We start from the raw sequence: 11,072 nt of genomic DNA on the forward strand, positions 1-11,072 counted from the left end.
CGAGGCGGCGCCGGTGATCAGCTGCAACCGGCCCAAGGTGGGGCTCAAGCACGACACGGTCGGCCCGCCGCTGGAGGGCGTCGAGCTCAAGATCGCCGAGGACGGCGAGATCCTGGTGCGCGGCGAACTGGTGATGCACGGTTACTGGCGCAACCAGGAGGAGACCGACCGCGTCCTCAAGGACGGCTGGCTGCACACCGGCGACATCGGGATGATCGACGAGAAGGGCCGGATCAAGATCACCGACCGCAAGAAGGACATCATCGTCAACGACAAGGGCGACAATGTCGCGCCGCAGAAGGTCGAGGGCATGCTGACGCTCCAGCCCGAGATCATGCAGGCGATGATCGCCGGCGACCGCAAGCCCTACATGACCGCGGTGATCGTGCCCGATCCCGAATGGACCCAGGAATGGTGCGCGAAGAACGCGGCGAAGTGCGATCTCGCCGCGCTGCGCCAGGACCATGACTATCGCGCCGCGGTGGGCGCCGCGGTCGAGCGGGTCAACAAGGACCTGTCGGTGATCGAGCGCATCCGCCGCTTCATCCTGGCGGACGAGCCCTTCAGCATCGAGAACGAGCAGCTGACGCCGAGCCTCAAGATCCGGCGGCATGTGCTGAAGCGCGTCTATGGCGAGCGGCTGGACGCGCTGTACAAGAATTAACGGTCGCTGCGCTCTTCGCCGTCACCCCGGCCTTGAGCCGGGGCTGGGCTTTGTTCCCGACCGGCGCGAACGGCAGCCCCGTCCCGGGTCAAGCCCGGGATGACGGGGTGGGTACTACCGCCCGCCCGCCGTCGTCGCCGCAGCCGGTCTGGCATCCGGCAGCACCACCATCGACCAGTCTTTCTGCGGCGCGAGATATTTCGCGGCGAGCATCTGGATCTCGGCCGGCGTGGTCCCGCCATAGTCGCGCGCGATCGAGGCGATCGCGGCGAAGCGCTTGGGATCGAGCGTGCCGCCCTCGGTCTGCTGCATCCAGAACGGATTGCCGCTCGAGCGGCGCACGACCATCTGCGCGGTCGGCACCAGCGCGCGGCGCAACTCGTCGGTGTCGACCGGCTTGGCGATCAGGTCGGCGGCGATCTCGCGCGCGACGCGGAAGAACAGCTCGGTGCGGTCGGGCGGGGTCAGGGTCAGCGCCATGATGCGGCCGCCGCCGGGCTGGCCGACCGGCCACTGGCTGATCACCGTCGGCGAATAGCTCGCGCCCTCGGCCGAGCGGATGCGGTCGAGGATGCGGTCGCGCATGATCGCGGCGAGGATCTCGAGCTTGCGGCCCTCGCTGATGTTGTCCGATCCGCCGCCGGCCTGCCACGCGATCACCGCCGCCGCCTGGTCGGGCTGGCCGGTATGGGTGAGCACCATCGGCTTGGCGGTGTGGGTCGGGAAGCGCATCCCCGGCGAGATCACCGGTGCGGGCTGGCGCGGCTTCATCGCGCCGAAGGTGACGCGCGCGGCCTCGATCGCCTTGTCGACATCGATGTCGCCGAAGATCTGCACCTCGATCGGGCCGCTGGCGAGCAAAGGCTCCCAGAAGGCGCGGAAGTCCTGGGCGTTCAATGCCTCGATCCCCTTGAGGTCGGGCATGCCCCAGCGCGGATCGCCGTCGTGGAGCAGCCGCTCGAGGTCGCGGCCGATCACCGCGTCGGGCGAGGAGGACATCGCGGCATAGCCCGAGACCGCGACCGCGCGCGCGCGCGCGATCGGCTTGGGGTCCCAGCCGGGCGACTGGAGCTTGGTCGCGATCAGCTTGAGCTGGTCGTGGAGATCGGCGGGCGAGGTCTGGCCGGCAAAGGTGAAGGCGTCGTCGCCGATGCCGAAGTTGAGCCCGATCTGGCGGTTGCCGGTGAGCTGGTCGATCTCCTCCTGGCCGAGCTTGCCGATGCCGCTCGCGACCAGCGCCATGTCGGCGGCCCAGGCCGGGGTCTGCTTGCCGGCCGGAATACCCTGCATGCCGCGGCCGAAGCGCACCGAGACATAGGCGCGGCCGACCTCGCCGGGATTCTGGAAGAGGATCGCGGTGACGCCGTTGGCGAAGCGCACGCGCTCGATCTTGGGGTCGGGGACCGCGACCACGCGCTCGACGACCTTGCCCGGCGCGCCCAGCTTGGGCAGCGAGTCGAAAGTGACGTTGCGCGCAGCATTGCGCTTGCCGGCGAGACCCGAGACATCGGCCTCGAGCGCGGCGGCGAGCTTGGTCTGGACATTGTCGTCGGGGGTGCGGGTGGTGACGATCGCGCGCGTCGCGTCACCCTGCAGGATGCGCCTGGTCGCCGCGAGCACGCGATCGGAGGTGAACATCTTGGCGTCCACCGCGCCCTTGAAGATGTTGTAGCTCTCCTGCTCGCTCGTCGTCACCTCGTTGATGTCGATCGCCTCGACCAGATTGTCGGCGCGGCGCGAGCCGGCCTGGACCGGCGCGGTGGCGACCGAGTTGCGCATCTGCGCGTCGATCTCGGCGACCTCGCGGTCGATCTCGGCCTGAGTCGGGGCGGTGGTGAGCGCGTCGGCGATCACCGCGCGCACTTCCTTGACCGCGGTCTCCCAATCCTCGCCGATGGGCAGCACCTGGATCGCGGTGACGTTGGCCGAGCGCACCGCGTCGGAGAGGTCGGCGCTCGCCCCGATATAGGAGGAGCCGGCGCGGGCGCGGCTCTCGAGGCGGCGGTTGATGATGCGCACCGCGACGAAATCGACCATCCGCTCCTGGTTGAACTTGACCGTGTCCTGGAACACCGTCCAGGGGCGGAGCACCGCCATCGACACCACGGGAGGCAGCGTCGGCTCGACGATCGCCGCGCTCTTGGGCTTGGACGCGTCGGGCTTGCCGAAATCGGGGTTGGTCGGGTTGGGGCCGGTCCCCTTCCACGCCGCGAAATGCTTGGCGATCTGCGCCTCGAACAGCGCCGGGTCCATGTCGCCGACGATGACGAGGGTCGCGCGCTCGGGCCGGTACCAGCGTTCGTGGAAGGCGCGGACGGTCTCGGCGGTGGCGCCGTTGAGCGTCTCGACCGTGCCGATCACCGGGCGCTCGGCGAAGAGCTGGCCGGCGAAGAACAGCTGGCGCTGCGCGTCCTCGAAGCGGGTCTGCGGTCGCAGCCGTTCGCGCTGCTCGGCGAGCACCACCGGGCGCTCCGCATTGAGCGCCTCGGGCGTCAGGCTGGGCGCGGACATCATGTCGGCGAGGATCATCATCGAGCGGTCGAGGCTCGCTTCCTTCGCGTCGGGCAGGTCGAGCTTGTAGGTGGTCGAGACCGGCGTGGTGCTGGCGTTGCTGTCCGAGCCGAAGGTGACGCCGAGCCGCTGCCACTCACGCTTCGATTCGCCGTCGGGCACCTTGGCCGAGCCGCGGAAGGAGAGATGCTCGAGCAGATGCGCGAAGCCCTTCTCCGATTCGCGCTCCATCTGCGCGCCGACATCCATGCGCAGGCGGATCGAGACCTGGCCCGGCGGCACGCCGTTCTTGCGCACGGCGTAGCGCAGGCCGTTGGGCAGGGTGCCGAAACGCCATTCGGGGTCCTGCGGGACGTCGCTGCCCTTGTAGAGCCACGGCGCCTTGTCGATCGCGACCGGCGCGGGCGCGTTCTGGGGCGCCGGGGCAGCGACCTGTGCCAGTGCGGGCACGGCGGCTGCGGCGACGAGGAGGGGAAGGGCGAACTGCTTGACGCGGGGGTACAGGGCCATCGCCTGCTATTTAGCGTGCTTCGCGGTTCATCGCCAGCCGCGGTGATCACGCCGCAATTTGGCAGCGATCACACGGCTTTGGCGCGGTTTCGCCACGATTTGGACCCAAGCGCCGCCTAGCCGGATCGTCGCGCGGTCGCCGATTCCCGGCCGGCGGCAAATATTGGGTCGAGGTGTGGCGTGCGGGAAGGCGTAGCGATCAGGCGTGACGAGACGGCGGACGCGGTGCGTCTTCCCGATCTCGACATCGTCCCGGCCGGTGCCGTGTTCGCCGAAGCCATCAGGCGGCCGCTGCTGATCCGCGTCGGCAAGCGCCTGCGCGGCGCCTTCGACCGGATCATCGGTGCGTCCTCGCTCGTCTCGAACGCGCCCGTGCTCGACGTGCGCGAATTTGCCTGGACGCGGCTGCTGCGCGACAATTGGGAGGCGATCCGCGACGAGGCGCTGGCCTGCAAGGACGCCTCGCCCGCGCTCGCGAGCATCTCGCCCGATCACCGCGCGATCGCGCCGCTGAACAAATGGCGCTCCTTCTTCCTGTGGGGCTATGGCTATTCGATCGAGGAGAATCTCGATCGTTGCCCGGTGACGCGATCGGTGGTCGCGCAGATCCCGGGGCTCAACAGCGCCTTCTTTTCGATCCTCGCGCCCGGCACGCACATTCCGGCGCATCGCGGGGTGACCAAGGGACTGCTCACCTGCCATCTCGGCTTGAGCGTACCGCGCGACGGCGACGCGCGGATGCGCGTGCGGAACCGCGTCGTGCGCTGGGCCGAGGGCGAGACGCTGCTGTTCGACGACACCTACGACCATGAGGTGTGGAACGACACGGCGGGCACGCGCGTGGTGCTGCTGATCCAGGTACGCCGCCCGCTGCGCCAGCCCGGAAAATGGGTCGCCGACGCGTTTCTCGGCATCGTCCGCCGCTCGGCCTTCGTGCAGGAAGCGCGCGCGAACGTGATGCGCTGGAACGCGGCGATGAAGGCGCGGGACGTCTAGCTAGCGGTGGGGCGGCCGCCCGGTTTTCCCTAGGCCGGGCGGCCTTACCTCGGCTCAGAACTTGGCGCGCACGCCGATCGAATAGCGCCGCTCGGACAGCGCATAGCTGTTGAGCGCCACCGGGCCCGCCGCGCTGTATTCGATGGTCGCCGAATCGTCCGGGATCAGGTTCTGCGCCTGGAAGGAGAGCGCGATGTTCTTCGTGAGATCGACGCCGATCTGCGCGTCGAGCTGCGAGCGCGGGCCGATGAAGCTCGGCCGCCCTTCCGAGAATTCGAACACCGCCTCGTCGCGATAGTTGTAGGCGATGCGCGCGGAGATCGGCCCCTTCTCGTACAGCCCGACGAGATTGTAGCTGTTCTTCGACACCGCGACGAGCGGGAAGCCGGCGTTATCCTCCGAGTCCGAGTAGGTGTAGTTGGCGATGATGCCGAGCCCGTCGAGCGGCGAAGGCAGGAAGTCGAAGAACTGCTGGATGCCGACCTCGAAGCCCTTGATCTTCGCGGTGGCGAGGTTCTCCGGCCGCGAGAAGACCAGCTCGCGGCCCTGCGGATCGAGCGTCAGGTCGACCCCGGTGGTGACGAAGCTGGCGATGAAGTCCTTGACGTCCTTGTAGAACAAGGCGCCCGAGATGAGCGAGCTCTTGCCGGTATAATATTCGAAGCTGATGTCCGCCTGAGTCGAGATCGGCGGCTCGAGATTGACGTTGCCGCCCGTGACCGAGAGGTTGGTCGCGTTGAAGAAGGTCGACGGCGAGAGATCGGCGATCGACGCGCGCTGCATCGTCTGCGAGCCCGAGACGCGGATCAGGAAGTCGTCGGTGACGTTGAAGGCGATGTTCGCGCTGGGCAGCACGTTGGTGTAGCGGTTCTTGTCGTTGCGCAGCGTGCTGACGGTGCCGACATTGACATAGGAGTCGACCGACAGGCGCGTGCTCGCGATGCGCACGCCGGCATTGGCGCGATAGGGGATGCCCGCGATCTCGCCCTGGCCCGAGAACATGATGTAGCCCGCCAGCGTCTTCTCGTTGAAGTCATAGTCGCGCTGGAGGTTGGGCAGCAGCGTCGAACGGCCATTGGGGTCGGGATTGGGCTCGGCCGCCTGGGCGCGGGTGAAGACATAGTCGAAGGTCGGCGCGGTGGTGAGGAAACCGCGCGGGAAGGTCCCCGGGATGTCGGTCAGGAAACTGGTGTCGACCAGCCGCACATAGGGCTCGATCTCGGCGCGGGTCGGGGTCACCTGGCTGCGGAAGGCGTTCGAGCGGGCGTGGAGGTCGGTGTAGCGCACGCCCATCGCCAGCGTGACGCCGCTGTCGAACTCGTAGCTCAAGTCGAGCTTGCCGGTCCATTCCTCGAGCAGGCCGATCAGCCGGTTGCTGCGCACGCCGTTGGTCGCGGGGTTGTACGAGGCATAGCTGGCCGGATTGAAGGCGCCGCCGAGCGTCAGCGACGGGATGGTGTTGCCGCGGAAATCGAAGGTGCCGGGCACCGCCGCGGTCGCCTGGAGCGTGATGATCTGGATCGTCTGGTCGATCGTGCCCTTGCTGTAATAGCCGTCGGCCTCGATCGTCAGCCCGTCCTTCTCGTACTTGCCGTTGAGGCCGTAGAGATAGCTCTTGGTCGGCTCGTTGCGGATCTGGCCGGCGGTGGTGACGGTGCCGTTGGCGGTGCCCGCGACGACCGCGCCGTTCTCGACCACGCGATTGGCGACCGGGTTGGTGCCGGTGGGCAGGCGGAAGGCGAAGAAATCCTGGTGGCGGCCGGTGGTGAGCTCCGAATAGAGCGCGTCGGCGGTGAGCGTGAACTCCGGCGTCACCTCGAACTGCACCGCGCCGTTGAGGCCGAGGCGCGAGCGGTCGACCACGAACTGCTCGTACTGGAGCAGCACCGGGGTCGCGAACACGCCGGCGCCGGTGCCGGTATAGGTGCGGTTGAGGAAGTTGTTGCGCTCGAAGGTCTGGTTGGTCGAGGTGCGCTTCTGATATTCGCCCGCGATCATGATGCCGAGCCGGCCGTCGAGGAACTTGGTGGTGGCGAAGCCGGTGATCGCCGGCTCGAACTTGTCGCTATTCTCCGAATAGACACCCTGCGCGCGGACCGAGATGGTCGGTTCCTTGAAGGACAGCGGCTTGGGAGTGACGAGGTTGACCGTGCCGCCGAGCCCGCCCTCGGCCTGGCTGGCGAGCGGCGACTTGCGCACCTCGAGCCGGCCGAAAAGCGAGGAGGGGACCGAATCGAGGCCCGAGGAGCGGCCGAGCTGGTCGTTCTCCGGCGGCGACAGGCGCGCCGACCAGCCGAGCAGGGTACGGCCGTCGACCTCGACGCGGACCTGCTGCAGGCCGCGGACCGACACCGACTGCCCCTCGCCGAACACGCGAGTGATCTGCACGCCGGTGACGCGTTGCAGCGCTTCGGCGACGTTGGCGTCGGGGAGCTTGCCGACGTCCTCGGCGGTGATCACGTCCATCACCTGCGACGCGTCGCGCTTGACCTCGGCCGCCTGCTGCAGCGAGGCGCGGATGCCGCTGACGATGATCTCTTCGGTTTCCTCCGCCGGTGCGGGCGGTGCGGTATCCTGCGCGACGGCGGGCGTCGCGGCGGCGAAGGCGGTGGTCAGCGCGAGTGCAGCGGTGCCTGCCCTGAGCAGCTTGGTGGTGTTCATGCGTCTCCTCCCCAATTCCGCGTGAGCCGCCGCGACAGGCGACGGTACGCGCGGGCCGTGCCCGGTCGACCCGGCTTAGACACCGGTGTCATACAGAGTTGTCCTACAAACCCTCCGGCGTGTCAAGAACGCACATAGGTGAGATGTCCTACAACCTCGCCCGTAGGCGGGCGGCGGGAGGCTAGCGCGCCGGGCCGGTGCTGGCGCGAACGATGAGGCTGTAGTCGAGCGTCAGCCGGTCGCGGTCGCGCGTATCGGCCAGCAACAGGTCGGCAGCCGCCCAGGCGAGCTCGCGCACCGGCTGGCGCACGGTGGTGAGCGGTGGCCACACCGCGGCGGCGAGATCCGAATCGTCGAAGCCGGCGATCGACAGCTCGTCGGGCACGCCGATGTCGAGCTCGTGCGCCACCGCCAGCGCGCCCGCGGCCATGTCGTCATTGCCGGCGAAGATCGCGGTCGGGCGGGTCGGCCGGTCGAGCAGCCGCCGCGCGGCCTCGCGGCCCGACTGGAAGCTGTAGTCCCCGGCGACGACCAGTGCCGGATCGAAGGCGATGCGGTGCGTGTCGAGCGCCGCGCGATAGCCTTCGAGGCGCTCCACCGACGAGATATGCGTCTCGGGGCCCGTGATGAAGGCGATCGCGCGGTGACCGAGCCCGGCGAGATGATCGGTGAGGTCGCGCGCGGCGGCGACGTCGTCGATCGTGGTCGAGCGGCCTTCCTCGCGGCGGATGCCGGGCTCGATCCGCACATAGGGCAGCCCGCGCCGGTCGAGCTCGGCCAGCAATTCCGCCGATTCGGTGACGGGAGGCGAAAGGATCACGCCGTCGAGATGCGTCTCGTCGATCAGCGCGGCGACTTCCTGGACCAGATCGGCGGAGTCGGCGACGACGGGTTGGATCAGCAGCCGGTAGCCGAGCTCGTGGCAGCGCTCCTGCGCGCCGGCCTGGAGGTGATAGACATAATAGGGACTGGGATTGTCGTAGAGCAGCGCCACCTGGAACGACTTGCGCCCGGCGAGCGTGCGCGCGGCGAGGCTGGGGCGGAAGTTGAGCTCGGCCACCACCTGCTCGACGCGGCGGCGAGTCTCGTCGCTGACGTTCTTCTCGTTGTTGAGCACGCGCGAGACGGTCTTGAACGAGACTCCCGCGAGCTTCGAGACTTCCTTGATCGTCGGCCTGCGCGCCATTTGCCTCCCCTGATTGGTTCAAGGCATAGGTGACAGCGTTGGCAACAGGCAAGAGCGATGTGGTGATATGATCGTACGAAGGCGTGCGTTGATGATCGGACTGGGGCTGGCGGCGGCGCTGCCTGCGGCGGCACAGGCGCGGGAGGGGCTCAAGGTGATGAGCTTCAACGTGCGCCTGCCGATCGCTTCGGACGGGCCCAACCGCTGGGAGGCGCGGCGGGACCTGTTCGTCGAGACGATCCGCCGCGCCGATCCCGACATCATCGGCACGCAGGAATTGTGGAAGATCCAGGGCGACCATCTGGTGACGAAGCTGCCGCAATATAGCTGGTTCGGGATCGACCGGCGTGGCGGGCACGGCGACGAGCATATGGGCGTGTTCTACCGCCGCGACCGGCTGAGGCTGATCGAGATGGGCAATTTCTGGCTGTCGGATACGCCCGAGGTGCCGGGAAGCATCAGCTGGGGCGAATCACTGCCGCGTATGGCAACCTTCGGGCTGTTCGAGACGATTCCGGGCGGCAAGCGCTTCTGGTTCTTCAACACCCATTTCGCGCATCGCGCCGAGGACGAGGCGGCGCGGACCAAGGCGGCGGAGCTGATCGCGGCGCGCATCGCGGCGCTGCCGGGGGATGCGCCGGTGGTGCTGACGGGCGACTTCAACACCATCCCCGATTCCGCGGCGCATCGGGCGCTGACGGCCGGGCTCGCCGATGCGTGGGATACGGCGGCGGCGCGGACGGGACCGGCGGGGACGTTCCACGGATTCACCGGCAAGCCCGACCGGCGGATCGACTGGGTGCTGGCGCGCGGGCTGACCACGGTGAAGGCGGAGACGGATATCTTCGGCGCGAACGGGCGATATCCGTCGGATCACTTCCCGGTCGTGGTCGATTATCGCTGGCGGTGAAACGAAAGGCCCCGCCCGGACGTGCCGGACGGGGCCTGAAAAGGCTGGTTCGCGCAGCGGCTCAGCCGCCGCCCGCCAGCGCCGCGAGCAGCAGCAGCGCGACGATGTTGGTGATCTTGATCATCGGGTTGACCGCCGGGCCGGCCGTGTCCTTGTAGGGATCGCCGACGGTATCGCCGGTGACCGCGGCCTTATGGGCTTCGCTGCCCTTGCCGCCATGGTTGCCGTCCTCGATGAACTTCTTGGCGTTGTCCCACGCGCCGCCGCCCGAGGTCATCGAGATCGCGACGAACAGGCCCGAGACGATCACGCCGAGCAGCATCGCGCCGACCGAGGCGAAGGCGTTGGCCTGGCTGTCGACCGCCAGGATGACGAAGTAGAGGATGATCGGCGAGAGCACCGGCAATAGCGACGGGACGATCATCTCCTTGATCGCGGCGCGGGTGACGATGTCGACGGTATGGCCATAGTTGGGACGGCTGGTCCCTTCCATGATGCCCGGGTTCTCGCGGAACTGCTTGCGCACGTCTTCCACCACCGATCCGGCGGCGCGGCCGACCGCGGTCATGCCGAAGGCGCCGAACAGGTAGGGGAGTAGCGCACCGAGTAGCAGGCCGACGATGACGAAGGGATTGCTCAAGCTGAAATCGACCGTGACGTCGGCGAAATAGCGCTTGAGATCCTCCGTATACGCGCCGAACAGCACCAGCGCGGCGAGCGCGGCGGAGCCGATGGCATAGCCCTTGGTCACTGCCTTGGTGGTGTTGCCGACCGCGTCGAGCGCGTCGGTGCGGGTGCGCACATCGTCGGGCAGACCCGCCATCTCGGCGATGCCGCCGGCGTTGTCCGTCACCGGACCATAGGCGTCGAGCGCGACCACCATGCCGGCGAGCGCGAGCAGCGAGGTGGCGGCGAAGGCCACGCCGATGATCCCGGCCAGCTGGTAGGAAGCGATCACCGCGACCACGATCACGATCGTGGGCAGCGCGGTGGACTCGAGGCTGATCGCGAGGCCCTGGATCACGTTGGTGCCATGGCCGGTGACCGAGGCGTGCGCGATGGACTTGACCGGGCGGTAGTTGGTGCCGGTGTAATATTCCGTGATCCACACCAGCAGCCCGGTGACGCCGAGGCCGATCATCATGCACCAGAACAGGTCCATGCCGGTGAAGCCCTCGCCCACCGCCTGCACCGCGACCGAGGCCGCGACGTCGACATTGGTGGCATCGGCCGCACCGCCGATCACGGCGTTGAGATCGCCCAGCGCATATTGGGTGGCGAAGTAGATCGCGGGCACCGCGAGGATCACGGTGGTCCAGAAGCCCTTGTACAGCGCCCCCATGATCGACTGCCCCCTGCCGAGCCGGACCATGTAGGTGCCGAGGATCGAGGTGACGATGCACACGCCGCCGACCAGCAGGGGCAGCGCCATCAGCGCCATCAGCTGATCGGTGGTGCCGGTGACGAGCAGCGCGATCGACACCATAGTGAGGCCGATCGTCACGACATAGGTCTCGAACAGGTCGGCGGCCATGCCCGCGCAGTCGCCGACATTGTCGCCGACGTTATCGGCGATCACGGCGGGGTTGCGGGGATCGTCTTCGGGGATGCCGGCCTCGACCTTGCCGACCAGG

General features: G+C 68.1%; 6 protein-coding genes and 1 pseudogene. 3 read left to right on the plus strand and 4 right to left on the minus strand.

All coding sequences use genetic code 11. From position 1 onward, the window contains the following. Window positions 1-664, plus strand: a pseudogene (locus ABDV68_RS15355) (long-chain fatty acid--CoA ligase); the annotation flags it as partial. A 114-nt stretch (window positions 665-778) separates the two neighbouring features. Here ABDV68_RS15355 and ABDV68_RS15360 read toward each other — a convergent pair. After that, window positions 779-3,685, minus strand: coding sequence for an insulinase family protein (locus ABDV68_RS15360; RefSeq protein ID WP_343520976.1), 2,907 nt, complete (start codon window positions 3,683-3,685; stop codon window positions 779-781). A 180-nt stretch (window positions 3,686-3,865) separates the two neighbouring features. Between ABDV68_RS15360 and ABDV68_RS15365 the strand changes: the two genes are divergently transcribed. After that, on the plus strand, window positions 3,866-4,681 hold the full coding sequence (locus ABDV68_RS15365) for an aspartyl/asparaginyl beta-hydroxylase domain-containing protein (protein WP_343520977.1): 816 nt from the start codon (window positions 3,866-3,868) through the stop codon (window positions 4,679-4,681). 54 nt (window positions 4,682-4,735) lie between these two features. Here the strand turns inward: ABDV68_RS15365 and ABDV68_RS15370 are convergent, their stop codons facing one another. Continuing rightward, on the minus strand, window positions 4,736-7,342 hold the full coding sequence (locus tag ABDV68_RS15370) for a TonB-dependent receptor (RefSeq protein WP_343520978.1): 2,607 nt from the start codon (window positions 7,340-7,342) through the stop codon (window positions 4,736-4,738). 181 nt (window positions 7,343-7,523) lie between these two features. Continuing rightward, window positions 7,524-8,528, minus strand: coding sequence for a LacI family DNA-binding transcriptional regulator (locus ABDV68_RS15375; protein ID WP_343520979.1), 1,005 nt, complete (start codon window positions 8,526-8,528; stop codon window positions 7,524-7,526). A gap of 91 nt (window positions 8,529-8,619) precedes the next feature. On the opposite strand from ABDV68_RS15375, the gene ABDV68_RS15380 reads away from it, so the two are divergent. After that, window positions 8,620-9,438, plus strand: coding sequence for an endonuclease/exonuclease/phosphatase family protein (locus ABDV68_RS15380; RefSeq protein ID WP_343520980.1), 819 nt, complete (start codon window positions 8,620-8,622; stop codon window positions 9,436-9,438). Window positions 9,439-9,499: 61 nt separating this feature from the next. Here the strand turns inward: ABDV68_RS15380 and ABDV68_RS15385 are convergent. After that, window positions 9,500-11,072: V-type H(+)-translocating pyrophosphatase (locus ABDV68_RS15385; RefSeq protein WP_343520981.1), on the minus strand; the 1,573-nt coding region annotated here is incomplete at its 5' end.

Origin of the sequence: Sphingomonas sp. (assembly GCF_039595165.1) — a bacterium.
Classification (GTDB): domain Bacteria; phylum Pseudomonadota; class Alphaproteobacteria; order Sphingomonadales; family Sphingomonadaceae; genus Sphingomonas.

Excerpts from the sequence above, each read along its gene's own strand:
- ABDV68_RS15380 (WP_343520980.1), top strand. The coding sequence starts at position 8,620 with ATGATCGGACTGGGGCTGGCGGCGGCGCTGCCTGCGGCGGCACAGGCG.
- ABDV68_RS15370 (WP_343520978.1), bottom strand. The coding sequence starts at position 7,342 with ATGAACACCACCAAGCTGCTCAGGGCAGGCACCGCTGCACTCGCGCTG.
- ABDV68_RS15375 (WP_343520979.1), bottom strand. The coding sequence starts at position 8,528 with ATGGCGCGCAGGCCGACGATCAAGGAAGTCTCGAAGCTCGCGGGAGTC.
- ABDV68_RS15360 (WP_343520976.1), bottom strand. The coding sequence starts at position 3,685 with ATGGCCCTGTACCCCCGCGTCAAGCAGTTCGCCCTTCCCCTCCTCGTC.